The organism is Alphaproteobacteria bacterium PA2, from assembly GCA_002256425.1.
Taxonomy (GTDB): Bacteria; Pseudomonadota; Alphaproteobacteria; order Caulobacterales; family Caulobacteraceae; genus Phenylobacterium.
Genome location: NKIZ01000001.1, coordinates 444,704 through 468,101 on the forward strand (window position 1 = coordinate 444,704; position 23,398 = coordinate 468,101).

21 protein-coding genes, 1 tRNA gene and 1 pseudogene are annotated in these 23,398 nt (G+C 63.0%); 9 read left to right on the forward strand and 14 right to left on the reverse strand.

Going from position 1 to position 23,398, the window contains the following annotated elements; translation table 11 throughout:
- Positions 1-29 precede the first annotated feature (29 nt).
- Both CFE28_02215 and metZ read right to left on the reverse strand, forming a co-directional pair.
- Positions 30-404, reverse strand: a complete 375-nt coding sequence (locus CFE28_02215) for a glyoxalase (GenBank protein ID OYU68908.1) — start codon at positions 402-404, stop codon at positions 30-32.
- Between the two features lie 21 nt (positions 405-425).
- Positions 426-1,610 carry an O-succinylhomoserine sulfhydrylase gene (gene metZ / locus CFE28_02220; protein ID OYU68909.1) on the reverse strand — a complete coding sequence of 395 codons (1,185 nt, stop codon included), beginning with the start codon at positions 1,608-1,610 and terminating at the stop codon, positions 426-428.
- 145 nt (positions 1,611-1,755) lie between these two features.
- Between metZ and CFE28_02225 the strand changes: the two genes are divergently transcribed.
- Positions 1,756-2,775: a 2-deoxycytidine 5-triphosphate deaminase gene (locus CFE28_02225; protein OYU68910.1), complete on the forward strand. Its 1,020-nt coding sequence runs from the start codon at positions 1,756-1,758 to the stop codon at positions 2,773-2,775.
- A 73-nt stretch (positions 2,776-2,848) separates the two neighbouring features.
- A tRNA-Gly gene (locus tag CFE28_02230) sits at positions 2,849-2,923 on the forward strand.
- A gap of 14 nt (positions 2,924-2,937) precedes the next feature.
- Here CFE28_02230 and CFE28_02235 read toward each other — a convergent pair.
- Positions 2,938-3,657 (reverse strand): hypothetical protein, encoded by a 720-nt coding sequence (locus tag CFE28_02235; protein ID OYU68911.1) that lies wholly within the window; start codon positions 3,655-3,657, stop codon positions 2,938-2,940.
- 255 nt (positions 3,658-3,912) lie between these two features.
- Here CFE28_02235 and CFE28_02240 point away from each other — a divergent pair, with 255 nt between their 5' ends.
- Together CFE28_02240 and CFE28_02245 are read left to right on the forward strand one after the other, a co-directional pair.
- Positions 3,913-5,964: a hypothetical protein gene (locus CFE28_02240; protein ID OYU68912.1), complete on the forward strand. Its 2,052-nt coding sequence runs from the start codon at positions 3,913-3,915 to the stop codon at positions 5,962-5,964.
- A 29-nt stretch (positions 5,965-5,993) separates the two neighbouring features.
- Positions 5,994-6,383 carry an extradiol dioxygenase gene (locus tag CFE28_02245; GenBank protein ID OYU68913.1) on the forward strand — a complete coding sequence of 130 codons (390 nt, stop codon included), beginning with the start codon at positions 5,994-5,996 and terminating at the stop codon, positions 6,381-6,383.
- Here CFE28_02245 and CFE28_02250 read toward each other — a convergent pair.
- Positions 6,380-6,598, reverse strand: a complete 219-nt coding sequence (locus tag CFE28_02250) for a hypothetical protein (GenBank protein OYU68914.1) — start codon at positions 6,596-6,598, stop codon at positions 6,380-6,382. The genes CFE28_02245 and CFE28_02250 overlap by 4 nt on opposite strands.
- Before the next feature lie 131 nt (positions 6,599-6,729).
- On the opposite strand from CFE28_02250, the gene CFE28_02255 reads away from it, so the two are divergent.
- The 3 genes from CFE28_02255 to CFE28_02265 are packed head-to-tail and all read left to right on the forward strand — an operon-like array spanning position 6,730 to position 8,902.
- Positions 6,730-7,188, forward strand: a complete 459-nt coding sequence (locus CFE28_02255) for a transcriptional regulator (GenBank protein ID OYU68915.1) — start codon at positions 6,730-6,732, stop codon at positions 7,186-7,188.
- Positions 7,189-7,214: 26 nt separating this feature from the next.
- Positions 7,215-8,273 (forward strand): ribosome small subunit-dependent GTPase A, encoded by a 1,059-nt coding sequence (rsgA, locus tag CFE28_02260; GenBank protein OYU71517.1) that lies wholly within the window; start codon positions 7,215-7,217, stop codon positions 8,271-8,273.
- 47 nt (positions 8,274-8,320) lie between these two features.
- Positions 8,321-8,902 carry a hypothetical protein gene (locus CFE28_02265; GenBank protein ID OYU68916.1) on the forward strand — a complete coding sequence of 194 codons (582 nt, stop codon included), beginning with the start codon at positions 8,321-8,323 and terminating at the stop codon, positions 8,900-8,902.
- A gap of 18 nt (positions 8,903-8,920) precedes the next feature.
- Here the strand turns inward: CFE28_02265 and CFE28_02270 are convergent, their stop codons facing one another.
- A complete protein-coding gene (locus tag CFE28_02270) occupies positions 8,921-9,346 on the reverse strand; it encodes a thioesterase (protein OYU68917.1) in 426 nt (141 codons plus the stop codon).
- A 212-nt stretch (positions 9,347-9,558) separates the two neighbouring features.
- On the opposite strand from CFE28_02270, the gene CFE28_02275 reads away from it, so the two are divergent.
- Positions 9,559-12,117 (forward strand): hypothetical protein, encoded by a 2,559-nt coding sequence (locus CFE28_02275; protein OYU68918.1) that lies wholly within the window; start codon positions 9,559-9,561, stop codon positions 12,115-12,117.
- A gap of 184 nt (positions 12,118-12,301) precedes the next feature.
- Here the strand turns inward: CFE28_02275 and CFE28_02280 are convergent.
- The 3 genes and pseudogenes from CFE28_02280 to CFE28_02290 form a co-directional block, all read right to left on the reverse strand.
- Positions 12,302-12,514: pseudogene (locus CFE28_02280) on the reverse strand (hypothetical protein).
- Positions 12,515-12,774: 260 nt separating this feature from the next.
- Positions 12,775-13,584 carry an enoyl-CoA hydratase gene (locus CFE28_02285; protein ID OYU68919.1) on the reverse strand — a complete coding sequence of 270 codons (810 nt, stop codon included), beginning with the start codon at positions 13,582-13,584 and terminating at the stop codon, positions 12,775-12,777.
- Between the two features lie 71 nt (positions 13,585-13,655).
- A complete protein-coding gene (locus CFE28_02290) occupies positions 13,656-13,916 on the reverse strand; it encodes a hypothetical protein (GenBank protein OYU68920.1) in 261 nt (86 codons plus the stop codon).
- 554 nt (positions 13,917-14,470) lie between these two features.
- Between CFE28_02290 and CFE28_02295 the strand changes: the two genes are divergently transcribed.
- Complete coding sequence (locus tag CFE28_02295; protein ID OYU68921.1) at positions 14,471-14,722, forward strand: hypothetical protein; 252 nt, start codon at positions 14,471-14,473, stop codon at positions 14,720-14,722.
- Between the two features lie 140 nt (positions 14,723-14,862).
- On the opposite strand, the gene CFE28_02300 is transcribed toward CFE28_02295, so the two are convergent.
- From CFE28_02300 to CFE28_02325, 6 genes are all read right to left on the reverse strand, one after another.
- Positions 14,863-16,866: a TonB-dependent receptor gene (locus CFE28_02300; protein OYU68922.1), complete on the reverse strand. Its 2,004-nt coding sequence runs from the start codon at positions 16,864-16,866 to the stop codon at positions 14,863-14,865.
- 211 nt (positions 16,867-17,077) lie between these two features.
- On the reverse strand, positions 17,078-18,214 hold the full coding sequence (locus tag CFE28_02305; protein ID OYU68923.1) for an acyl-CoA dehydrogenase: 1,137 nt from the start codon (positions 18,212-18,214) through the stop codon (positions 17,078-17,080).
- 79 nt (positions 18,215-18,293) lie between these two features.
- Positions 18,294-19,493, reverse strand: coding sequence for an acyl-CoA dehydrogenase (locus CFE28_02310; GenBank protein ID OYU68924.1), 1,200 nt, complete (start codon positions 19,491-19,493; stop codon positions 18,294-18,296).
- A gap of 53 nt (positions 19,494-19,546) precedes the next feature.
- Positions 19,547-20,755, reverse strand: coding sequence for an acyl-CoA dehydrogenase (locus CFE28_02315; protein ID OYU68925.1), 1,209 nt, complete (start codon positions 20,753-20,755; stop codon positions 19,547-19,549).
- 69 nt (positions 20,756-20,824) lie between these two features.
- Positions 20,825-22,036, reverse strand: coding sequence for an acyl-CoA dehydrogenase (locus CFE28_02320; GenBank protein ID OYU68926.1), 1,212 nt, complete (start codon positions 22,034-22,036; stop codon positions 20,825-20,827).
- Between the two features lie 11 nt (positions 22,037-22,047).
- Positions 22,048-23,271 carry an acyl-CoA dehydrogenase gene (locus CFE28_02325; GenBank protein ID OYU68927.1) on the reverse strand — a complete coding sequence of 408 codons (1,224 nt, stop codon included), beginning with the start codon at positions 23,269-23,271 and terminating at the stop codon, positions 22,048-22,050.
- Positions 23,272-23,398: the final 127 nt, after the last annotated feature.

A 23,398-nucleotide genomic window follows, 5' to 3' on the forward strand; every position in this document is an offset into this window, starting at 1 on the left:
CCTCCCCCTCAAGGGGAGGGAGAGCTCTTCTAGCCGACCTTGAACACGCAGAGCTTGTTGCCGTCCAAATCGCGGAAATAGGCGCCGTAGAAAGGGCCGTTTCGATATCCAGGCGCGCCTTCATCGGCCCCGCCGTCGGCTAGGGCTCTAGCGTGAACTTCGTTGACCACCTCGTGTGATGCGGCGGGCAAGGCGATCATTGTGCCGTTGCCAGCGGTCGCTGGCTTGTTGTCATGTGGGACCGTGATTACCAGCATAGGACCGCGCCCACCGACGGAGTACCAGGTGCCAAAATCGCTGGAGTAATCAGTGTTCACGCTGGCCCCCAGCAAAGCCATGATTGGGTCATAGAAGGCCTTGGCTCGTGCATGGTTAGTTGCGCCAAGCATGGTGTACCCGATCATCGTAACTCTCCTGTTTGAGGCCTAAGCCGCGTCCAGGGCCCGGCTGACATCCCGCACCAGATCCCCGGCGCCTTCAAGGCCGACGCTCATCCGGACCCAGCCCTCGGTCAGGCCGATCTCCAGGCGCTCGGCCTCGGGCATGGACCTGTGGGTGGTGGTGCAGGGATGGGTCGCCATGGACTTGGCGTCGCCGAGATTGTTGGAAATATCGACAATGGCCAGGGCGTTCAGGAAGCGCCAGGCGGCGGCGCGATCGCCAAGGTCGAAGGCCACCACATTGCCGGGGCCGCTCATCTGGTTGGCGATCAGGGCGGCCTGGGGGTGGTCAGGGCGGCCCGGGAAGAGCACGCGCTTGACCTTCGAGTGGGCGCCAATGGCGTCGCTGACCTTGGTGGCGTTCTCCGCCTGACGGGTGACCCGCAATTCCAGGGTTTCGAGCCCCTTCAGCAGGACCCAGGAATTGAAGGGCGACAGGGCGGGTCCCGTATGGCGCAGGATATCCTTGTAGGATTCGCTCATCAGGGGCTCATTGCCGAGAATGGCGCCGCCAAGAACGCGACCCTGACCGTCAATATGCTTGGTGGCGGAATAGACGACCACATCAGCGCCCAGGGCCAGGGGCTTCTGGAAGATGGGTGTGGCGAAGACATTGTCCACCACCAGCTTGGCGCCGGCCGCATGGGCGATCTCGGCCACGGCCCCGATGGCGGTGACTTCCAGCAGGGGATTGGCCGGGCTTTCCACCAGGAAGGCCTTGGTGTTGGGCCGCACGGCGTTTTTCCAGGCGTTCAGGTCGGTGGCGTCCACATAGGTCACCTCGACGCCGAAACGGGGCATCCACTCCGACAGGATCCAGCGGCAGGAGCCGAACAGGGCGCGGCCGGCGACAATGTGATCGCCAGCGCGGACCAGACCCTGCAGGGCCACATGGACCGCTGCCATGCCCGAGGCCGTGGCGCGGCAGACTTCTGCGCCCTCCAGCAGGGCCAGGCGGTCCTCGAACATCTGGGTCGTGGGATTGCCGAACCGCTGATAGATGAAGCCCGCATCTTCCCCGGAAAACCTGCGGTCTGCGGCCTCAGCGCTGTCATAGGCGAAGCTCTGGGTGAGATAGAGGGCCTCGGAAATCTCGCCATAGGGTGAGCGGGCCATACCGCCGCGCACCAGACGGGTTTCCAGTTGCCAATCCTGCGGGTTCTCGGCCATGGGGCGCTCCTGTGCTTGCGGTCTCGCTCTTGACCTTACCCACTGGTCACGGTCAAGGGCGCGTAAGGCAAGACAGGTTTTCTGGTGCGGCCTGCAGGTGACGCCGATCTTGCCAAGCGCCTCCCGGGGGGCGACTAAGGGGGCGATGACAAACGACGCCCCCGCCGGGATCCTTCCCTGCCAGTCCATTGACGAGTTGATCGCCCAGGGGGCCATCACCTCGCAGAGCCCCTTCGATGGCAATCAGGTACAGCCGGCCAGTCTGGACCTGCGGCTGGGCGTGCGTTGCTGGCGGGTCCGCGCCTCCTTCCTGCCGAGGCTTGGCCGCACGGTGGCCAGCCGGATCGCCGACGTGGCCATGCATGAGCTGGACCTTTCAAAGGGCGCCGTGCTCGAGCGGGGCTGTGTCTATATCGCCGAGATCCAGGAGAGGCTCAGCCTGCCCGCCGGGATTTCCGCCCGGGCCAATCCCAAGAGCTCTACCGGCCGGGTCGATGTCTTTGTCCGCCTGCTCAGCGACCGCCAGCCTGCCTTTGACGATGTGGCCGCCGGCTATGACGGCCCGATCTATATCGAGATCGCTCCCCAGACCTTTTCCATACTGGTCCGCACCGGCACCCGGCTGAACCAGCTGCGTCTCAAGCGGGGATCCCCGGCCCACCTGGGCACCCGCAGCGTCGGCGTCGACCTCAGCGATGGCGTGGCCGGTTTCCGCGCCCGCCGTCATTCCGGCGTGGTGGACATGGACCGGGTGGACGGCCACGACCCCCGGGACTTCTGGGAGCCTCTGCATCCGGTTCGCGGCGAACTCCTGCTGGACCCGGGCGAGTTCTACATCCTGGCCTCCAAGGAGGCGATCGAGATCCCGGTTCTGGAAGCGGCCGAAATGACCCCTATCGACCCGTCGGTGGGCGAGTTCCGGGTGCACTATGCCGGCTTCTTCGATCCCGGCTTTGGCACGGCCGAGGCGGGCGCCGTCGGCTCACGCGGCGTGCTGGAGGTGCGCAGCCACGAGACCCCCTTCCTGCTGGAGGACGGCCAGACCGTGGCCCGCCTGGTCTATGAACCCCTGATCAGCCGGCCCGAGCATCTCTATGGCGAAGGCGGCAGCCACTATCAGCGCCAGGGCCTGAAGCTGTCGAAACACTTCCGTCCCTGGGAATAGACACGCCCGCCCCCTTGGCCGGTGGCCCCGGTCCGGCTATAGGTCGCCCACCGGCCCGTCAGGGCTCCGGCGCGCGGGCGTAGCTCAGGGGTAGAGCGTCAGCTTCCCAAGCTGAATGTCGTGGGTTCGAATCCCATCGCCCGCTCCAATGATTTCAGAGACTCAATCCGCTGGCGCCAGGTGTCCCGCCTGGTCGCGCAGGCCGTTCAGGTCCAGGATCTTCACCTTGCTGCGCCCGACCCGCTTCAGCAGGTCGGCGGCTTCGAGGTCCCGGAAGGCCCGGGACAGGACCGTGTTGGCCGTGCAGAGATAGGCGGCCAGCTCCATCTTGTCGCAGGGGATGACGACCGTGTCCGCAGCCAGTCGCGGCAGGACCGGGTTCTGCAGGAGTTCCAGCAGGAAGGCGCAGAGACGTCCGCGGACGCTGAGGTCCAGCTGGCTGACCAGACGCAGGCGGGACCGCTCGATCTCGGCATAGAGGTTGAGGGTGAACTTCTCCCTCAGGCTGGAGGCCTCGCGGACGGCCCTGCCCATGGCATTGTTGGTGATGACGTAGCTCGATGTATCCTTGGCGATGGCTACGGCGGCCACATAGCGGTCGCCAGCAGCGCCGTCGAAAATGAACTCGCCGGGATAGTAGAAGTCGATGGTGGCGCCCGAGAAGAAGGCCGGGCGCTTGTCTGAGACCAGCTTGGCCAGGCCTGATCGCACCAGATGGGTGACCCCGCCATCCCGGGAAGTGAAGATGGTCTCGCCCGGCTGAAAGGTCCTGACTTCCGCCCCTTCAAGGACGAGTCGACGCTCTTCGGCGCTGAAATAGGTCGATTGCGGCAGGGAACTGAGCGCTTCGTCGTCATCAAGGCAGAGAATACGGCGCCGCAACTCGCGCTCCAGTCGTGATTAAAAAATAATCAAATGCTCTAAAAACAGTCAAATATCGCATCCATTTGGGGCGGTCCAGCCCCAAAAGCCATGCGGTGGAATGTCGCGGACACCGCCTGCAGGGCCCGCGAATATCGGTCGTCTGGGATGTATTGTCGCACTTGTCATTTATGAATCATCAACCATAGAGCGCATTACCGTATATTCTCATATTGGGGATTTGTCGATGCTTCGGCGTCGGACGGGAGCGATCAGATGAAGATTCTGCAGGCGCTGAACAGCCGGATGTCGATTTCAGCCCGGCTGAATCTTGTCACCGTCATCCTGTCGGTCTGTGGCGTCCTCTTTGCGACCCTTCTGACCATCCAGCAGTACAAGGTGGTCCGGGCGACCGAGAAGGAGCAGGCAGGTCTGGCCTTCATCAAGGACGTATGGATTTCGCTGGCTGATCCAAAGGCGCCCACCCTCCCGAACGGGAAACTGGCGGATCGGCAGTTTGGCACTTTCCGGGAACGGGAGGCCTATGAAGCTACGGCCCTGGGACAGTCCCGGCTGGATCGTGGCCTGCAGCTGATGTCGCGGGTCGCGGATTCGTCGGGTCTGGCGCTCGATCCCGAGCAGGCCAGCTACTATCTGCAGGACGCGCTCTCGGTCTGGATTCCCTATGCCTACCGAAGTGAGAGCGACCTCGACAAGGCGATCAGCAGCGAGGGTGATGACCTGACGCGCGCCATCGCCGTTTCTGACGGCCTGGGGCGTCTGGGTTTCGCCTCCGACCGTGTCAGGTCTGACCTGCGCAAGGCGGCCGACGGCGTATCCACACCTGCCGCCCGGGCCGCCCTGATCGAAGTTTCAGCCCGATTTGACCGCTCGGTCCGCAATATGATCGATGAGGAGAAGGGCGGCCTCAGTGGCGCCCGGGCATCCACAGGGGCTGCGACAGAGGCTGAATTCGAGAAGGCCGTAAATGAGCTGTGGGGCGCGTCGGCCAGGATCCTGGAGCGTGAACTCCAAAGCCGGAAGGGCAAGCTCCAGGCGGCCATGGCCTTCACCGCTGTCTTCGGCGGCGGCATGCTTTCCCTGGCGATTGCCCTTTGCATCCTGATCGGTCGGGGTCTCGTGGCGCGCATCTCCCGGCTGGTGGAGGTCATGTCGCAGGTCAAGGATGGCGATACGGACATCAAGGTCCCTTTCCTGGAGGACACCAACGAAACCGGGGAAATCGCGGCGACCGTCGAGTTGTTCCGCCTGAGCCTGCAACAGCGTTCGGGAGAGGAGGCCAGGCGCACCCGTGACCAGGAGGCCGCGCACAAGGCTCAGACTGAAGCCGAGCAGGCGGCGACGCATGCGGGCCAGGTGGTGGTCCTGGGCTCCTTCGGTGAGGCCCTCCACGAGCTTGCCGCCCGAAACCTGCTCTACCGGATGAACCACGCCGTCCCGGAGGTCTATGCGCCTCTGCTGGAGAACTTCAACTCGGCGGTCGCCGAGCTGGAGGCTGCAGTGGTCGCCATTGCCGGGAACTGCCACGGAATTCACGCCAGCGTCCGCGAACTGACCCTGGCCGCAGACGACCTCGCCACCCGGACTGAACGGCAATCGGCCGGCCTTGAGCAGACCTCGGCTGCCATGGAGCAGGTTTCCGCAAGCTCGACAAACACCGCCAGACGGTCTGCTGACGCCAACCAGGAAGTGGAGGAGGCGCGGATCGCCGCCGCACGGGGGGGCGAGATCGTGCAGGAAGCCGTCGACGCCATGGCCCGCATTGAATCGTCCTCCGAACAGATCGGCAGGATCGTCACGGTCATTGATGAGATCGCCTTCCAGACAAACCTCCTGGCGCTCAATGCCGGCGTCGAGGCGGCCCGGGCAGGAGAAGCCGGTCGGGGCTTCGCCGTGGTGGCGTCAGAGGTCCGGGCGCTGGCGCAGAGGTCCGCAGACTCCGCCAAGGACATCAAGTCCCTGATCAGCGAGAGCTCGGACCATGTGGGCGTCGGGGTCGCCCGGGTTGGCGCCGCCGGGGACGCCCTGGTGGACATCCAGACCCGGGTGGCGCGGGTGACGGCCCTGGTTTCGGAAATCAATGGATCGGCCAAGGACCAGTCCACCGCCCTGCAGGAGGTCAATGCCGCTGTCGCCGAAATGGACCAGATGACCCAGAAGAACGCCGCCATGGTCGAGGAAAGCAACGCCGCCTGTCACAGTCTGTCCAATGAGGCCAATCAGCTGATGCACCTCATAGCCAGGTTCAGGGTTGGCGACCTCGGGTCAGTCGATGGCGCGAAGAAGCCTGAAAAGCAGGTTGCATAGCGGGCGGGTTTCAGGCTCCCCATGGGGCCATGCCTCGTATCGCCCTGACCGCCCTTGTGGTGAAAGACTATGACCCGGCCATCGACTTCTATGTGAAGCGGCTTGGCTTCGATCTGGTGGAAGACACCGACCTTGGCGCGGGCAAGCGATGGGTGGTTGTGCGCCCGCCCGGGGCTGTTGAATCCGGCCTGCTCCTGGCCCGGGCCGACGGCGGGGATCAGGCCGCACGGATCGGCGACCAGACAGGCGGCCGGGTCTTCCTCTTCCTGCACACTGATGACTTCCAGAGGGATTTCGACGCCATGACCCGCGCCGGTGTCCGCTTCCTGGAGGCGCCCAGGCGCGAGGCCTATGGAACCGTCGCCGTCTTCGAGGATCTCTACGGCAATCGCTGGGACCTGATCGAGCCGCGGGGCTAGGCCCGCACCGCCTCTTCCGGGGTCATTCTGCCGCGTTTGGCCATGTGGGCGTAGAGCCTTGATACGCACTGGCTCCCGGTCTTTTCGAACAGGAAGGGCAGGACGGCGTGGACCAGGCAGGCGAGGCCGGCGCCGATCAGCACAAGGCCATAGCGACCGGCGTGGACGAAATGCTCGTCATAGCTTTCGCCGACATCCTGCAGGTGCTTTCCCATTTGCGCCGCCATCTGGTTCCCCTGTGCTGTGCCTGTACATAGTCCCAGAAGCAGGGAGAAAATCTGTGTCTGATCTTGCCGAAATCAGGCATAACATAGAATGACATTCTCCATTATGGATCCAATGCAGCATGGATGTTCTTGATCCGGTCGATCGGCGAATTCTGCGGGAATTGCAGGTCGACGCCACCCTGGCCATCAGCGACCTGGCGGAACGGGTGGGTCTTTCCCAGACGCCCTGCTGGAAACGGGTCAAGCGGCTGGAGGCGCAGGGGATCATCGAGCGGCGGGTAGCCCTGCTGGATCGCGAGCAACTGGATCTGGGGCTGGTGGTGTTTGTGGCGGTCCGGGCGGCGCGCCATGACGAGGCCTGGCTCAATCAGTTCGCCAAGGGCGCCTCCGCCCTGCCTGAAGTGGTCGAGTTCTACCGGATGAGCGGCGAGACCGACTATCTGCTCAAGGTGGTGGTTCGGGACATCGCCGCCTATGACCGGTTCTACAAGCGGCTCATCGCCGCTGCGCCCCTGGGAGATGTCAGTTCGTCCTTCGCCATGGAACAAATCAAGTTTACGACGGCTCTACCCCTGTGAGCCTGGATTAGGAACATGACTTGACGATCCCCCTTGAGTCCTATGGCTGGACGCCCGAACGACAGGCGGATTTTGCGCCCTTCGCCGAACGGGGCCTGCTGCCGGGCCGGATCGTCGTCCAGCAACGCAGTCACGCGAGGGTCATGACCGGAGACGGCGAGGTCGCCGCCAGCCTGGCCGGCAAGCTGACCCACGAGGCCGGAGAGCTCGATTTTCCGGTCACCGGCGACTGGGTCGCCTGTTCCCGGCGTCCGGGGGAAGGTGCGGCCATACAGGCTGTCCTGCCCAGAGCCAGCCTTTTTGTCCGCCGGGCGGCAGGGCAGGCCCAGACAGTGCAGGCCGTCGCCGCCAATGTGGACCTGGCCCTGCTGGTGTCGTCCCTCAATGCCGATCTCAATCCGCGGCGACTTGAGCGCTATCTGGCCATGGCCCTGGAAAGCGGCGTCCGTCCGGTGGTGGTGCTGACCAAGGCCGATGTGGCGCAGGATGCCGCAGGGGCCTCGGCCGAGATCTCCGCCGCCCTCGGCGGGGTCGAGGTCATGGTGATTTCCGCCCGGAGCGGCCTTGGCATGGAGGCCCTTGCCGACCTTCTGGCGCCCGGTCTTACGGCGGTCCTGCTGGGCAGTTCAGGGGCAGGCAAGTCGACCATCGTCAACGCCCTGGCTGGCGAGCAGAAAATGGCCACGGCGGCGATCCGCGAGTCTGACGCCCACGGCCGACACACCACCACCCACCGTGAACTGGTCCTCCTGCCCTCCGGCGCCCTGCTGCTGGACACGCCCGGCATGCGTGAGCTGGGACTCTGGGATGCCCAGGCTGGGCTTGCCGCCACCTTTGCCGACCTAGAGGCGGAGATCGAGACCCTGGCGGCTGATTGCAGGTTCCGCGATTGCCGGCACGACGCCGAGCCAGGCTGCGCCGTACGCTTGGCCCTGGAAGATGGTCGACTGGATCGGGAGCGGTGGGAGAGCCTTGCCAAGCTCAGGGAAGAGCTGGCCCAGGCCGGCAGTCGACAACGCAGGCCCTCGCCGGGTAAGTCGAGGCGCAGCGGGACGCAGCGGCCTGGCCCCGCATCAAGGGGATGAACAGCCCGGTCCGCCGCAGACGCGAATCGAACGGAAAGGTCTGAGCCATGTCAGACGGAGCAGGCGCCCCCGACCAGGAGTCCCAGGCCAGGATCCGGCACCGGGTCGCCAACACCTTTCATTTCCTCGCCGCCCTGGCTCGCATGCGGGCCCAGAGGGCCGGTGATCCGAGCCCGGGCCACGCCTTGAGCTGGATGGCGGACACGATCGTAGACCTCGGGACCCTCGAGCGGTTCTTTCGGGACGACCAGGCCGACATCAGCGCCTACCTGACCAGCATGGGGCAGGTCTGGCGGGACAGGTACCGCCGCCGTAACCTGGAGGTCGTACTGGATCTCTGCCCGCTCACGCTCTCCGAAACGGCTGCGCAGACCGTAGTGCTCTGCGCCCTCGAACTGGTGGCCAATGCCGCAAGCCACACCTTTGTCGGGGACGTCCAGCCTGAAGTCCGCCTTGTCCTGCAGCCATCCGCCGACGGCTATGATCTGTCGGTTTCCGACACGGGGTTCGGGATGGCGTCCCAGACAGATTCATTCGGGCTCTGGCTGGTCAGAAGGCTGGCCCAGCAGATCAAGGGCGAACTGAGCCTGACACCCGATGGCGGCGCCAGTCTGGCTTTCCGCCCCTAGGCCCCTGACGGGTGGAGCCTATTCAACGGCCCGGCGGGCGCTGGCTTCGACCTGGGCGCGGGGAATCAGGCGGATGGTCGAGGTGCCCTTGGCCAGGACATCCCCGGCGGCGTTAAGCAGCCGGCCTTCGGCAAAGCAGGTGGACTTGCCCCGCCGCTCGATCCAGCCTTCAGCGATCACCAGACCCGGACGGGCCGGAGCGAAGAAGCTGACTTTCAGCTCAAGGGACATGGGCGTCATTTCCCCATCGCCCGCCATGGCGGCGTGAGCCATGGCCGCATCGATCCAGCCGCAGATGAAGCCACCCTGCACGACCCCGCCGGAATGACACATGTGCATGCCCGCCAGATACTCAATCACGGCGCGCCCCGGTTCGTGGGTGACCACGCGCTGTTGTCCAAGCGAGACCTGAAGGTCCTGGATGGCAGGGGGTTCGGGGCTCATGGGCAGTCTCCGGTTGGGGCCTGTTCAATGCCATTGACCCAGATGTCACTCAAGGGGCCGACACTGGTTTGGAAATGGCAATATCTGTGTGACAAACTGACTTGAAGTGATTGGCGGCCACCGCCCCAACTTGGGTAGACAAGGCTTGAGGCGTCTCATCCGGGACGGCGGCAGGTCAGGATCGTAAGGAGCCAAAGTCCTCCGGGCGACGCATGAAGTACCTACCCGACATTCGCTCCATGATGGGCGTCGCTGCGGATAGCCAGGGGATGGCCCAATCCACCCATGCCGCCTCCAGTGCGCCTCTGCACACCCTGATCACCCTGATCATCTTTGTCGCTTCCACGCCGGTCTTTGGTCTGGCGCTTCCAGGCGGCTGGTTCGTGGTCATGGCTTGTCTGCTTGGGACAGAGGTGGCGGCCGCGCGTCGGGGCGCCGTTCGTCTCGAGGCGGCGGCCCAGTGGTTGACGACAGCTGGATATGGCGCGGCCGCGTTCGCGCTCTATGGACACGGAGGGCCGGCGCAAACCCTCGCGGTCGTCGCCTGTGGATTGGTGATCTTTCAGACCGTGGTGGTCAGTTTCGACAATCCGGCAAGGCTCTGGTTCCGGATTTCGCCCCTTATCCTTGCCCTTTGCGCAACCCTGGGGGTTGAATCGACCCGTCTGTTGGCCACAGGGGCGAGCCTTGGCATTGTCACCCTCCTGGCCAGCCCCCTCCTGGTCTATCTTGTTTTCCGGACCGTCCAGATCACCCTGGCCATGAGTCAGAAGCGTGAAGCCATGGCGTTGGCCGCAGCCCGTCAGAGTGCTGAGGCCAATGCAGAGGCCCACCAATTGGCCCTGATGGCTGAAGAGGTCTCTGGCATGGGGCACTGGCGACTCGACGGCGCCACCTATGAATTCACCATGTCCGAAGGCGGGTATCGCATCCATGGCCTTGAGCGGAGGGATCCGCCCATAGCATTGGCTGATATCATGGCCCTGTGTGATCAGGCCGATCAGCAGCGGGTCTGGAATACGGTCGGCAATGCGATCATGAGTGGTCAGGGGGCCGGCTTCGAGACCCGGATCCGCCGCCCCGATGGCGTATATCGGCGGGTCTCAGTGAGGTTCATCGCCGAGCGTCCCGCAGGGAGCGACACCGTGACCCTGCTGGGGACAGTGGTCGACGTGACTGAAGCGCACGACCGGCAGGCCGCCCTTCTGGAAAGCGAAGCCCGCTTCAGGATGCTTGCCGACCACACCACGGATATTGTGGTCTGGACGGCGCCCAACGCCAATATTCTCTATGCCTCGCCTTCCGTCAGGCGGCTCGGCTATTCCCCAGATGACCTTATTGGTCATCCCTCCCTCGATTTTGTTCATCCGGATGATCAGGCGGGGACGATTGAGCTTTTGCGCAATGTCTTCGCCGACGCCCAGTCTGACGGCGCCCTGCGCGGCGAATTCAGGTTCCGGACCAAGGATGGCTCATGGGTCTGGCTTGAGGGTTATCCGACGGCGATCCGGAATGATGTGGGTCGGCCGACATCAGCGGTCACCAATTTCCGGGATGTGACCCTGCGTCGGCGGCTCGAGGAAGACCTGCTGCAGGCCAAGCAAAGGGCCGAGGCCGCTGCTGAGGCCAAGAGCGAGTTCCTGGCCAATATGAGCCATGAAATCCGGACCCCGCTGACAGGGATCATCGGCTTTTCCAACCTGCTTATCGGATTGCCTGACCTGTCGGCCACCGCCGCATCCTATGCCCGACGTGTGGCCACAAGCAGTCGGGCCCTGCTCGAGGTGGTCAATGACATTCTCGACTTTTCCAAGCTGGAGGTTGGGCAGATCGAGGCTGATCCCCAGGACATCCAGATCCGCCTTCTTCTCGACGACGCCATCGGCAATTTCACGAGCCAGGCTTCCGAGAAGGGTCTGTCACTGAGCCTGTCGATAGACGATGCCTGTCCGCCCTACCTCTATCTGGATGGCGGTAGACTGAGGCAGATCCTCAGCAACCTGGTGAGCAACGCCCTCAAATTCACCGAGTCAGGATCGGTCTCGGTTCACAGCGCCTATGACCCGGTCGGCTCGCGTCTTTCCCTGTCGGTGACTGACACCGGGGTCGGCGTCCCCGAGGACAAGATCGGCCGCCTCTTCCAGCGCTTCTCCCAGGTCGATGGCTCCATCACGCGGCGCTATGGCGGCACTGGCCTTGGCCTGTCGATCTGCCGCCAGCTGACCACCCTGCTTGGTGGCGAGATATCAGTGACCTCTGAAGTTGGCAGGGGGTCGACTTTTGAATTCTGGATTCCTACCCCTGAGAGCCTGGCGGCGGGGCAAGGCGCCCCTGCGGATAATTCCGATGAGATCGACTCCGGGACGGGCGCCGAGCCCCTGCGGATCCTTGTGGTTGACGATCTCAACACCAACCGTGAGCTGGTGCGCGCCCTGCTGGAGGCCATCGGTCAGGAAGTTGAGGAGGCTGACAGCGGCGCCGCGGCTGTATCTGCGGCCATGAGGAGGCCTTACGATCTGATCCTCATGGATCTTCAGATGCCGGGCATGGATGGCTTTGCCGCCGCCAGGGCCATTCGCGCCCTTGAGTCCGAGAACAGTCTGACGCCGATCGTCGCCCTCAGCGCCAATGTCCTGCCCGAGCATCTCAAGGCCAGTTCAGAGGCCGGCATGAATGACCATATCGGCAAGCCCATATCGCCCGCCATGCTGATCGGCGCCTTGCAGAGGTGGGGCGGCGTCCGCGTCGCTGAGCAGACGCCGGCCCGATAGGTCGTTGGCGGTTCGAGAAGGCGCCGCAGACTGCATGACCCTGCAGCGCCCCTGACGGTTACTTGCAGGCGGTCTTGTTCAGGTTGCCTGCCTTGGAGCAGTCATAGTGGACGACCTTGCCGGTTTTTGTGGTCCACTCAACCACCCGGGTATTCCCGTTGGTTGGGCGGGCGGCGGCCATGGGCGCAGGCTTTGCAGCGGGCTTTGCGGCCGGCTTGGCGGCGACCATCGGGGTCGGCTTTGCGGCGACCTGGGCAGCAGCAACACCCTTGCAGGCGGCCTTGTTGGCGTTACCCGCCTTGGAGCAGTCATAGTTGCGCGCCGCAGGGGCGGCGGCGGGCTTTGCAGCTGGCTTTGCAGCTGGCTTTGCAGCGGGCTTGGCCGCCGGCTTGGCCGCGACAGGTGCGGGCGTCACGCCCTTGCAGGCCGCCTTGTTGGCGTTGCCGGCCTTGGAGCAATCATAGTTCCGCGTGGCGGGGGTGTCGGCCGCGCTTGCGCCGGTGGCCGCAAGGAAGAGGGGCGCGCAGAGCGCAATGGCCGCAAGGCCGATCATGGGTCGCATGGGAAAGCTCCTGAATGGGCGGTGGTTAATCAATGTCCCTGCGGCAATTGACCATTTTCCGCCCACCTGTCCAGCCACCCCAGGGTGTGACCGTACTATCTTCCCTTGAACACCGGCTTGCGCTTCTCAAAGAAGGCCTTGCGGGCTTCCTGCGCATCTTCACTGGCGAAGGCCATCCGGATGTTCGAAACCTCATAGCGCAACTGTGTTTCCAGGTCCGTCGTCTCGTAGGACTTCACCATGCCCCGCTTGAGCAGCCTCAGCGTGATGGGCGACCATTCGCAGAGGCTCTGGCAGTATTCCTGCAGTCGGTCGGCGAATTTGTCGTCATCCACAGCCTCTCCTGCCAGGCCCCAGGCGACGGCGTCATCACCCGTTACGGTGCGGTTCTCCATCATGAAGCGCATGGCCTTTTCATAGCCCATGGCCTGGGGAAGCGTGATGGTCAGGCCGGCGTCGGGTGACCCGCCAATACGCGTATACCCTGCCATAAGACGGGCGCTTCGGGCCACCAGCCTCACGTCAGTCGACATGGCCAGGCCGAGACCGGCGCCCACGGCCACGCCGTTGATCCCGCCCACCACAGGCTTGTCGCATCGCTTGCGGATGGCGAGCAGGAAGTTACCGACCCAGGACACGTCATCCAGCTGGGTGGTCTGCCTGGAGTGTGGTGAGTATGGCTCGCTGCCAGACAGATCCAGGCCGGCGCAGAAGGCGTCTCCGCTGCCGGTGATGGCGACGACCCAGACATTGTCGTCCTTGGCTGCGGCGTCAACGGCCTCGATGACGCCCCAGGCCAGTTCCGTGCTCAGCGCGTTCTTCTTTTCCGCGCGATTCAGAATGATTGTCCGGACGTGTCCCGAATCCGTCGTCTTGACCAGTTGGCTCACGGCGCTTTTCCCCACCCAGGTGTTTCTTGGGTCAACCCTATCAGGCCACCGCGATGAGCCAAGTGTCCCTTAGGAGAAAACAACACCTAGTCCTGGACTGACCGTGCAGCAGCCTTGACGGCCGACTGGCACTCCGCGGTCGCCTTGTCGAGGTTCTTGATCAGGCAGGCGCGGACCGAAGAGCGGTCGCCGGATATGGCCTCAGCGGAACACAGGCTCCTGATGGACGACATGCAGGCTGCGCGCACCGAGGCCTGGGCGGCCGAAGTCGGCGTCTGTGCGGCAGCCTGGCCTGGCGTTCCTGACAGTCCGAAGACTGCAACTGCGACAAGTACTGGGCGGATCATGAATCACCTGACTGGGGAAAGTGGCATGGAGCGTGCCACTTAAAACGTCCGATCCGGGCAAATGCAAGGCGATCGTGTGAGTCGCTGAAAGGTTGTGTAGAGGCGGCACCCAGGAAGCCTTCTCCGGGCGCAGAAACGGCCGTTTTCCGTTAACAGTTCGGCGATTTCAGCGTTAATGAATATTAACGCATGAAATTAAATACTGAAGAACAGGCAGCATGAATTCTGATTGAATGGTGTCACTGAATTGTGCGTCAGGCCGAACAATCATCACGCTGCAAAGTTCGCCAGTTCCGCTGCGGCCCGGGAAATCAACACGTTATATAGTTAACAAGGGTCCGTGGCGCCTCAAAAGGCGGAAAACTTCTGTACATGTCTGCTCATTAACTAGCGTGGTTAACTGAAAAGGTTACCCGAGATAGTTTCCATAGGTTGAAAAAACACGGTTACCAAGAATTGACTCTATGGTGTCGCCACAACTAGGATCATGAATGGAACTCGCCCCCCGAGCGAAATCGGTTGTTTTGGGGCGGCGGCTTTCAGGGAGCATGAGTATGGGCAAGTCGACTATGAAGACGATCGCCGCATGCGCCGCTTTTGCAGCCGTCACCGCCCTGGCGGGCGCTGCAACCGCGGGTCAAGCGTCGACGAACTGGGGCAGCGTTTCTCCGCTGGCCACCAACTGGGGCAATGTGTCTCCGCTGGCCACCAACTGGGGCAATGTGTCTCCGCTGGCCACCAACTGGGGCAATGTGTCTCCGCTGGCGACCAACTGGGGCAATGTGTCTCCGCTGGCCACCAACTAAGCATTACGCTTCGTCTGAGCCTCCGGCGTGCCGGACTCGGGTTTGAAGTTGATGATTTAGCAATGCAGAGGGCAGGAACCATGGTTCCTGCCCTTCTTTTTGTTCTGGATCCGAGCGGTCGCGTTCCTGGCGCAGTCCTCCTAGAAGGTCTTGCGGATACCAAGACTTACAAGTTGTCCAAGGCTCTCCTGCCTCGTGTCGCGAAATGCAAGAGCGGATGTTGAGCGGGCCCCTCGGTAGACATCGTGGGCGTACAGAACCGACTGGCTGGTAATGTTCTGAACCTCAATCCGCACCACTGTCCTTGGGTCCGGCGTCCAGACAGCTGCAAGCTTTACGAACGGACTGACTTTCAGCAGTTCGACCTGATCAAAACGATAGTTTGACGATTTCATTTCCTCCGCGACTGAAAGCGTCAGGTTCAGTTTCCGGTCTGGCAAATCCCAGGTGAGGAGTACATCCCAGCTCTTGTCCGGAAGGTTTGAAATACTTCGCTTCAGATGCGTGGTGGGATCGGTGACACGCGAACGTCGCCAGGTCGCATTTGTTTGCAACTGCACACCCTTGGCGCCAAACCCGTCCAATGGAAGGGTTGCCTTGACCGACAACTCATCCTTGGTCCCGGACCCGATGTTTGCCGGTGAATCTATGACCCCTGTCTTCGCAAAAATCGGCGCGCGATCAATAACGTCGGAGAGACTGATGTGCCTGCCTGTAACGACAATGGCGCCGCGCCCCAGAACCTGATGCTCGGAGGCTAACTCAGTCACCCAGCCCTGCTCAGGCGCCAGGTCAGGGTTTCCCGCAGTAATGACACCGTTCTTGAGGGCGGAGGTGGCCGTGAAGTCCGCAAACTTGAGCTGTCCCACTTCGCGTTCGAGCCTGAAGCGGATCTGATCGCCGCTGCCATAGCTCCACTTCACCGCAAGCCGCGGCTTTGTGTAGGAGAGGGACTTGGACAGCACCGTGTCGCCTTTGGATGCGATCTCCGAATGCTCCTGCCTGAGATCGGCTTCCACCGACCAGGCGCTGTCGGGCGACCAAACAGCCTTGGCGATAGCCTCATAGCGGTTTTCCGTCACGGTGACGTTTGCGCTGGGCAATGAGATCTTCTGGCCATTCGCCACATAGGCGATACGGTTGTGCAGTGTGTTGAACGCAGCCTCAGCGCCCAATTCCCAGGAAACCGAAGGGCTCACCTTCTGCTTCCAGATTCCTCTGAGGATTTTCTCCTCCGTTTTGGAGTCCTGTGAAAAATCAACGATATCGGAAGGGCTCCGAACCGCGTCGGCAAACCTTATTTCCTTCGCTTGCCGCAATGCGACAAGTTCAAGCTGGGACCGAGTGGTCAGGGTGCGACTGTAGCGCAGGCCAACCTCGGAGCTGTCGGTGTCATTGCTGACATGTTCCCGTTCAAGGATCGATACGGGAGACACTATCCGGTTGGAGATGTCGTCATCATAAGGCGCTTTGACAATCAGGCCGTTCAGTCGCAACCGCCCTTGCGCTACCGGAAGTTCGTAGGCGCCTGTGACCTGATAGCTCTGTCCACCTGCGTGGGATTGTGAGCGCCCTGTCTGGATGGTTGCGCCCTGACCATTGGTCCTCAGGGTCGGTCCATCACCATAGGACCCGTCGACATAACTGCCGCCAAACAGACTGAATTCCCATTTGCGATCGTCGCCGCCTCCGGAACCGACAATCCTCATCTGAGGCGTGATACGCCCCTTTGCCGGCTGATAGGTCGCAACCGTGCTGACCTGGAACTTGCTGATGCTTTCCTTCTTCAGCACCACATTGGCCAGGACGCTACGGCCCTGCATGTCCACGCCCGTCGCGCCGCCGCGGATGATTTCGATGTGGGAGACGCTGGAGGTCGGAATGCGTCTCAGTATGGCGTCAAGGGTATCCGTCTTTGCAGCCGGCCTCTGACCATCGACGAGGACATTGCCGGCGGCGCCCTCATAGCCACGGACGCTCTCGCCACCTTCGAAGGTAAAGCCTGGAATCCGGTCCAGCATATCCCGGGCTGTGGTCGGATGGGCCGCCTCGAAGAATGCGGGCGGATAGTCCACTACACCTGTCGCCGCCGGAGCGGGGCTGGCGGCGAGGACCGCTTGAGCGACAGCGAAGAGAAGACTCATGGAAACCCATCAATTGCAGACAGGTTGGAGCCTGTCAGAAGGTGGGTTCTAGCATGCCAAGGATAACGCTCCCCGAACATACACGTATCAGGCGAGAAAAATTTGTGGATGGCCTGGGGATCAATTGGTCAAAGAAAAGCCCCGCAACCGTAGGGTTGCGGGGCTGATCATCTACGCCGGCGCGGGGGGCTTGCCCCCGGCGCCTTGTGGCTTAGTAGCCCTGGATGCGCGCGTAGCGATCCCGGTGATAGCTCTGGCTGCCATAGGCGGCCTCGCAAGCCCGGGCGCGCTTCAGATAGAAGCCTGCATCATGGGCGTCGGTCATGCCGATGCCGCCGTGCATCTGGACCATTTCGTTGGACACGACGTGGAAGACGTCGCCCATCTTGGCCTTGGCAAGGCTGACCAGTTCCGGAACGTCGGGGCTGTCATTGTCGATAGCGGCAAGGGCCGCCTCGACGGCGCTGCGGGCAAGTTCCAGATCCGTGAACATCTTGGCCGCGCGGTGCTGCAGGGCCTGGAAGGAGCCGATGACCTGGCCGAACTGAACGCGGACCTTGAGGTAGTCCAGGGTGGTCTCGAAGGCCTGGACGGCGGCGCCCAGCATTTCAGCGCTGATGCCGGCCCGGGCGCGGTCGAGGACCTTTTCCAGGACCGGATAGCCCTTGTCGACTTCACCCAGGACCGCGTCAGCGCCCACTTCCACCTTGTCGAAGGTAATGTTGGCGGCGCCACGGTTGTCGGCCAGGGCCAGACGCTTGCGGCTGATCCCCTTGGCGTCCGCGGGGACCACGAACAGGGTGATGCCGTCCTTGTCGCCCGGCTTGCCCGAGGTGCGGGCCGAGACGATCAGGACATTGGCGGCCAGGCCTTCGAGCACGAAGCTCTTGGCGCCAGAGAGGCTGTAGCCAGCGCCCGACTTGGTTGCCGCCAGGGCGACCTTTTCCGGGGCGTGGTGGGCGCCTTCATCGACGGCGAGGGCGCCAATGGCGGCGCCTTCGGCGATCTTCGGCAGCCATTCGGACTTCTGGGCGGCGGAGCCACCGAGAACCAGGGCGCTGGCGGCGCCGAGGCCGGAGGCCAGCAGGGGGGAAGCCGTCAGGGTCCGGCCCAGTTCTTCCAGGATCAGGCCCATGGACAGATAGCCGAAATCGGATCCGCCGAACTCTTCGGGGATGATGACCCCGGCCCAGCCCATCTCGGCCATTTCGTTCCAGGCGGCGGCGTCGAAGCCGACTTCCACGCCGCTGTCGCGCATCTTGCGGAACGCCGTCACCGGGCTCTTTTCCTGAGTCCAGCTCTTGGCGGCGTCGCGGAGCATGCTCTGTTCTTCGTTCAGAACGGCCATTTGAATGTTTCCTCTAGTCAGTTCGTTTGTTGGTCTGGAACCGCCTCTGGCGATCCCTGAATGTGAAGTCTGGTGTGGATCAGGTGTGTTGGGTCAGGTCCGGCAGACCCAGGATCCGCTTGGAAATGATGTTCGACTGAACTTCCTGCGAGCCGCCATAGATGGTGAAGGCCTTGCCGCCAAGCCAGCCGCGGACGGCGCCGAGCTCCTCTGCGGTAAAGTCGTCACCTTCCCAGCCCAGACCCTGATGCCCCATGATTTCCAGGGTCATTTCATGTCGGGCCTGCATCCACTGGGTGCCGGCGTTCTTCATGATCGAGGTCGCTGCGCTGGGGGCTGAATTGCCCTTGCTTTCCATCATAGCGCGGGCTGCGGTCTGCTGGAAGGAACGGCCCTCGATCTCCAGGGCGATGATCCGCGTCCGAAGGTCAGGGTCTGCAATGCGACCGTGTTCGTCCACGCCCACATATTGCTTGGCCATGTCGATCAGGCTGCGACCGCCAAATCCGCCGCCGCCGCCGCTGAGGCCGCCACGCTCATGCTGAAGCAGGCGCTTGGCGATGGTCCAACCACCGTTCAGCGGTCCGACCAGATTGTGCTTCTCAGCACGGGCGTCGGTGAAGAAGGTCTCGCAGAACGGTGAATTGCCGGCGATCAAGGGGATCGGCCGAACTTCCACGCCTGGCTGGTGCATGGTGAAGAGGACGAAGGAAATGCCTTCATGCTTCTTGCTGGTGTCCGTCCGGACCAGGCAGAAGCACCAGTCAGCGAACTGGGCGCCGCTGGTCCAGATCTTCTGACCATTGATCAGGAAGTGATCGCCCTTGTCCTCGCACTTGGTGGACAGGGCCGCCAGGTCGGAACCTGCGCCAGGCTCGGAGAAGCCCTGGCACCACTGGACTTCACCCTTGACGATCTTCGGGATGTGCTCCTGCTTCTGGGCTTCCGTGCCGTATTCCAGGAGGGTGGGGCCGAACATCATGACGCCCATGCCGCCGATCGGATTGTAGGCGCCTGCACGTCCCAACTCCTGCTGGATGACCCGGCCTTCAGCAGCCGAAAGGCCACCGCCGCCATACTGGGCCGGCCAGGTGGGAACACCCCAACCCTTTTCGCCCATGGCCTTGCGCCAGGCTTCCTGGGCAGGGCTCGGGGTCGAGCGCTCTTCGCGCATCATCGGGTTCGGGCGGCCCTTGAGTTCCGCCGGGAAGTTCGCCTCGATCCAAGCTCGCGCTTCGGACCGCAGGGTCTCCAGATCACTGCCGCCAAAGTCGGCCATAATAAACTCCTTCAAAAATGTCAGTCGGGATAATGGGAACGCCCTTAGCCCATTTAGTGGCTCTGCGTCAGGTCCGGGAGGCCCAGAATCCGCTTCGAGATGATGTTGGACTGAACTTCGTTGGATCCGCCGTAGATGGACCCGGCCTTTCCGCCCAGCCAGCCGCGCACTGCCGCCAGTTCCTCTGCCGTGAAGTCATCGCCTTCCCAGCCCAGACCCTGATGCCCCATGAATTCCAGGGTCAGTTCAGCGCGGTCCTGCATAGTCTTCATATTGGCGTTCTTCAGGATCGAGGTTGCTGCGCTGGGGCCGGAATTGCCCTTGGCCTCGAGTGCAGCACGGCGGACAGTCTGGGCCAGGGCCCGCTTGTCCATTTCGTTCATGATGATCCGGGTGCGCAGGTCAGTGTCAGCCAGGCGGCCGCTGGCGTCCTCGCCCATATACTTCTTCGCCACCACGCCCAGCGCCGGTTCAGCAACCGGGGCGCCGCGGGCGCCATTCATGCCCGACCGTTCGTGCTGCAGCAGGCGCTTGGCCACGCTCCAGCCGCCGTTCAGCGGGCCGATCAGGTTTTCCTTGGGCACCTTCACGTCGGTGATGAAGGTTTCGCAGAAGGGCGAATTGCCGGCGATCAGCTTGATCGGACGGATTTCGACGCCCGGATCGCGCATGGAGAAGACCACGAAGGAAATGCCCTCGTGCTTCTTGGTGTTGTCGGTCCGGACCAGGCAGAAGATCATGTCGGCATACTGGGCGCCTGAGGTCCAGATCTTCGAGCCGTTCACCAGGAAATGGTCGCCCTTGTCTTCCGCCCGGGTCTGCAGCGAGGCCAGGTCGGATCCCGCGCCAGGCTCGGAGAAGCCCTGACACCAGCGCACCTTGGCGGTGACGATGTCGGGGATATAGCGCATCTTCTGCTCTTCGGTGCCGTACTCCAGCAGAGTCGGGCCGAACATGCCGACACCCATGCCGCCGATCGGATTGACCGCGCCGACCCGGGCCATTTCCTGCTGCAGGACCCGCGCCTCGGCAGGAGACAGGCCGCCGCCGCCATATTGAGCAGGCCAGGTGGGAACACCCCAGCCCTTGGCGCCCATACGTTCCTTCCAGAGCTTGTAGTCGCCGGTCGCTTCAGCCGGGGACATCACCAGGGCGAGCAGGGCCTCCGGGTCCTTGCCCAGGGCCTTGGGGAAGTTCTCGTCAAGCCACTGGGCCGCTTCCGCACGGAAGGCTTCCAGTTCACCGCCACCAAAATCCGCCATCTAAATTCTCCCTATAATTCAATATTTTAATAGAGACCCTAGCACAAAATGGCGCCAGGGTGGAGTCGCCTATTTCGGGTCCGGAAGGGCCAGAACCCGCTTGGACACAACATTCAGATTGATCTCGGACGTCCCGCCTTCGATCGAGTTGCCCTTTGACCGCAGCCATGTCCTTACGGCTGCGAGCTCGGGGCCTGCAAAGCCGTCGCCTTCCCAGCCAAGACCGTTCTGGCCGAGAGCCTCGACAATGAGCTCATTGCGATCCTGGGCAATCTTGGCCCCGGCATACTTCATGATCGAGGTGGCTGCTGACGGGCCATTGCCGGCGCGGGCTTCATCCGCGGCCCGCCGAACGGTCATCTGGAAGGCGTGAACCTCCATCTGGTGCTCGGTGATCCGGCGGCGCAGGTCAGCGTCTGAAAGGCGTCCGGTTTCGTCAACGCCTACATAGTCCACGGCCGCCTGTTTGACGGTGAGGGCTGCAATGGGCGCTCCGATCGAGCCGCCGCCCAGTCCTGCCGAGATATTGTCGCGCTCGAACTGCAGGAGGCGCTTGGCGACCGTCCAGCCGCCGTTGAGCGGGCCGAAGAGCTGGTCCTTGGGCACCTTCACGTCGGTGAAGAAGGTCTCGCAGAAGGGCGAGGTGCCATTGATCAGCAGGATGGGGCGAACCTCAACTCCCGGCGAAGTCATGTCTATCAGCAGGAAGCTGATGCCTTCGTGCTTCTTGGTGGAGTCGGTCCGGACCAGGCAGAAACACCGGTCCGCCAGGTTTGCGCCGCTGGTCCAGATCTTGGAGCCATTGACCAGCCAGTGGTCACCCTTGTCCTCGGCGCGGGTCTGAAGGGAGGCCAGATCGGATCCCGATCCCGGCTCGGAATAGCCCTGACACCAGCGGACCGAGCCGGTGACGATGCCCGGCATGTGCTGCCGCTTCAGCTCTTCGGTTCCGTATTCGATCAGGGTCGGGCCGAACATCATGACGCCCATGCCGCCGATCGGGTTGCGTGCGCCGATCTTCGCCATTTCCTCGGCCAGCACCCGGGCCTGATTGCGGTTCAGGCCGCCGCCGCCATACTGGGCCGGCCAGGTGGGAACGCCCCAGCCCTTGGCTCCCATGGCCTCGCGCCAGGCCCGGGCGTCGGGGCTTTCCTTGCCCCCGCCCATGGCGGCGAGCTGTGCCGCCGGATCCGACTTCAGGCTCTCCGGAAAGTTCGCCTCGAGCCAGGCCTTTGCTTCAGCCCGGAAGGTTTCCGTCTCGACTTCGCCGCTGTCCGCCATCTGTTCTGGTCCTACTTGGGATCGGGCAGGCCAAGCACGCGCTTGGCCACCACGTTTACATTCACTTCCGAAGTTCCGCCTTCGATCGAATTGCCCTTGGATCTAAGCCAGCCGTGGGTTGCTGCAAGCTCCTGGGCGGAAAAATCATCGCCGTCCCAGCCAAGGCCCTGAGCACCCATGGACTCGATCATCAGCTCCGAGCGTTCCTGGGCGAAGGTCGCTGCTGCATACTTGATGATGGAGGTGGCCGCCGAAGGCCCGTTCGAGGCTTTTGACTCTGCAGCCACCCGGGAGATGGTCCTGTAGAAGCAGTCGAAGTCCATCTTGTTCTTCGTAATCCTGGTGCGCAGGTCGCGGTCGGCCAGGGCGCCGGTTTCATCGCAACCCAGATAGGATTTTGCGATCTGGCCCAGATCGCCGGCCGTGCCGCCGGCGCTGCCGCCGCCGCCGAAGCCGCCCGAAATGTTCTGGCGCTCATACTGCAGCAGGCGCTTGGCGATTTCCCACCCGCCATTGACCTTGCCGATCAGGTTTTCCTTGGGAAGCTTCACGTCGGTGAAGAAGGTTTCGCAGAACGGACTTTCGCCGGAAATCAGCTGGATCGGCCGGGTCTCGACCCCGGGGGTCGTCATGTCGATCAGGACGAAGGAAATGCCCTCATGCTTCTTCGAGGTGTCCGTGCGCACCAGGCAGAAGCACCAGTCAGCCTTGTTGGCGTAGGAGGTCCAGATCTTCTGGCCATTGATCAGCCAGTGATCGCCCTTGTCCTCGCATTTCGTCTGCAGTGAAGCCAGGTCCGAGCCGGCGCCGGGCTCGGAATAGCCCTGACACCAGCGGTACTTGCCCTGGATGATGCCCGGCAGGTGCTCGGCCTTCTGCTGCTCGTTGGCGTATTCCAGCAGGACCGGGCCCAGCATCCAGACGCCGAAGGACGCCAGGGGGTCGCGATACCGACCGGCTGAGAGCTCCTGGGCCAGGGCGCGGGCTTCATCAGGAGACAGGCCGCCGCCGCCATAGGCCTTGGGCCATTGCGGCGCCGTCCACCCCCGGGACGCCATGGCGTTCATCCACTTGATCTGCGGATCGCTTGAGCCGGCGAATGCGCGGCCGCCCCAGATGGCTTCCGGATCCGTCGCAACGCCCGGTGCGCGCAAGTCCTCGGGATAGTTGGCCTTCAGCCACCCGCGGACATCTGCACGGAACGCATCCAGATCGCCAGCGCCGAAATCGGCCATAAAATCCTCCGCAACCCTTGTTGGTTCCGGCGCCACCTTAGCGTCCGCCATGGCCGGAGCAAGAGATACGAACGCTTGTTTGAAGGATAGTGGGGCCCATGACGCATCGTAATGTGGCCTCAAATCG

What these genes read in the sequence shown, in the direction of transcription:
- CFE28_02240 (OYU68912.1), top strand. Translation starts at nt 3,913, where the DNA reads ATGAAGATTCTGCAGGCGCTGAACAGCCGGATGTCGATTTCAGCCCGG.
- metZ (OYU68909.1), bottom strand. Translation starts at nt 1,610, where the DNA reads ATGGCCGAGAACCCGCAGGATTGGCAACTGGAAACCCGTCTGGTGCGC.
- CFE28_02215 (OYU68908.1), bottom strand. Translation starts at nt 404, where the DNA reads ATGATCGGGTACACCATGCTTGGCGCAACTAACCATGCACGAGCCAAG.
- CFE28_02255 (OYU68915.1), top strand. Translation starts at nt 6,730, where the DNA reads ATGGATGTTCTTGATCCGGTCGATCGGCGAATTCTGCGGGAATTGCAG.
- CFE28_02325 (OYU68927.1), bottom strand. Translation starts at nt 23,271, where the DNA reads ATGGCCGATTTCGGCGCTGGCGATCTGGATGCGTTCCGTGCAGATGTC.
- CFE28_02290 (OYU68920.1), bottom strand. Translation starts at nt 13,916, where the DNA reads ATGATCCGCCCAGTACTTGTCGCAGTTGCAGTCTTCGGACTGTCAGGA.
- CFE28_02250 (OYU68914.1), bottom strand. Translation starts at nt 6,598, where the DNA reads ATGGGAAAGCACCTGCAGGATGTCGGCGAAAGCTATGACGAGCATTTC.
- CFE28_02310 (OYU68924.1), bottom strand. Translation starts at nt 19,493, where the DNA reads ATGGCCGACTTTGGCGGCAGTGATCTGGAGACCCTGCGGTCCGAAGCG.
- CFE28_02300 (OYU68922.1), bottom strand. Translation starts at nt 16,866, where the DNA reads ATGAGTCTTCTCTTCGCTGTCGCTCAAGCGGTCCTCGCCGCCAGCCCC.
- CFE28_02225 (OYU68910.1), top strand. Translation starts at nt 1,756, where the DNA reads ATGACAAACGACGCCCCCGCCGGGATCCTTCCCTGCCAGTCCATTGAC.
- CFE28_02265 (OYU68916.1), top strand. Translation starts at nt 8,321, where the DNA reads ATGTCAGACGGAGCAGGCGCCCCCGACCAGGAGTCCCAGGCCAGGATC.
- CFE28_02295 (OYU68921.1), top strand. Translation starts at nt 14,471, where the DNA reads ATGGGCAAGTCGACTATGAAGACGATCGCCGCATGCGCCGCTTTTGCA.
- CFE28_02270 (OYU68917.1), bottom strand. Translation starts at nt 9,346, where the DNA reads ATGAGCCCCGAACCCCCTGCCATCCAGGACCTTCAGGTCTCGCTTGGA.
- CFE28_02315 (OYU68925.1), bottom strand. Translation starts at nt 20,755, where the DNA reads ATGGCGGATTTTGGTGGCGGTGAACTGGAAGCCTTCCGTGCGGAAGCG.
- CFE28_02275 (OYU68918.1), top strand. Translation starts at nt 9,559, where the DNA reads ATGAAGTACCTACCCGACATTCGCTCCATGATGGGCGTCGCTGCGGAT.
- CFE28_02305 (OYU68923.1), bottom strand. Translation starts at nt 18,214, where the DNA reads ATGGCCGTTCTGAACGAAGAACAGAGCATGCTCCGCGACGCCGCCAAG.
- CFE28_02320 (OYU68926.1), bottom strand. Translation starts at nt 22,036, where the DNA reads ATGGCGGACAGCGGCGAAGTCGAGACGGAAACCTTCCGGGCTGAAGCA.
- CFE28_02245 (OYU68913.1), top strand. Translation starts at nt 5,994, where the DNA reads ATGCCTCGTATCGCCCTGACCGCCCTTGTGGTGAAAGACTATGACCCG.